Origin of the sequence: Pseudomonas sp. FSL R10-0399 (assembly GCF_009600165.1) — a bacterium.
Classification (GTDB): domain Bacteria; phylum Pseudomonadota; class Gammaproteobacteria; order Pseudomonadales; family Pseudomonadaceae; genus Aquipseudomonas; species Aquipseudomonas helleri.
In genome coordinates, this window is the sequence record NZ_WIWK01000281.1 from 1 (window position 1) to 701 (window position 701).

The following is a 701-nucleotide window of genomic DNA, read 5'->3' on the forward strand; positions in this document are numbered from 1 at the left end:
TACTACATGATGAGTAGAGCCGCCGAAAAGAACTTAAGAGCGATGCAGCGAGACAACCCAGCGGCAGCCTTGGTGTTCAGCGTTATCAGGGAGAACATGCAGATTGGCACCAACGCAGTGACGATATCTCAAGTAACCCTCTGCAAAATCCTGAACAGGTCTAGAGCGACCATTTCACGCGGTGTGAAGTACCTTGCGGATCACCAGTTTGTTCAAACGATCAAGACCGGCAACGTCTCGACCTATGTGGTCAACGAGCAGATAGCGTTCGCAGGCACCGCTGGACAGCGCAAGGCAGTTTTCTCGGCAACGGTTGTAGCCCATGAATGCGAGCAGGAAGAAGGCTGGGATCAAGTGAAAAAGCTCAAAGCCGTTCCAGTGATCTATGGGGATGAACGCCCGATTCTAGGCGCCGATGATCTGCCCCCACCTGACCAAACTGACTTGGATTTCAACTGATGATCGTGGATATACGACCACAAAACGGAAAAACGCTGATCGCCTTCAAAGCCAAGGACCTGAGCAGTTTTGATGACATATTGGGCATCGCTTGTGCTGTTGCAGCAGGCCAATACTGCTTTGAGGCTGGATCACTGCTCAGCCCTGATTTCAGGCAGTTCATCGATGAAATAAAGCCACGTACCCAATACGGCATTCTTGTAGGCCGTGACCTGCATGACAAGCCGTTAGTTCGTTGGGGG

General features: G+C 51.5%; 2 protein-coding genes. Both read left to right on the forward strand.

What is annotated here, in order from left to right; all coding sequences use genetic code 11:
* Positions 1-459, forward strand: a 459-nt coding sequence (locus tag GHO41_RS29435; protein WP_153435362.1) for a replication/maintenance protein RepL, incomplete at its 5' end; no start/stop codon positions are given.
* On the forward strand, positions 459-701 hold a 243-nt coding region (locus GHO41_RS29440), incomplete at its 3' end, for a hypothetical protein (protein ID WP_153435363.1). The genes GHO41_RS29435 and GHO41_RS29440, both read left to right, overlap by 1 nt.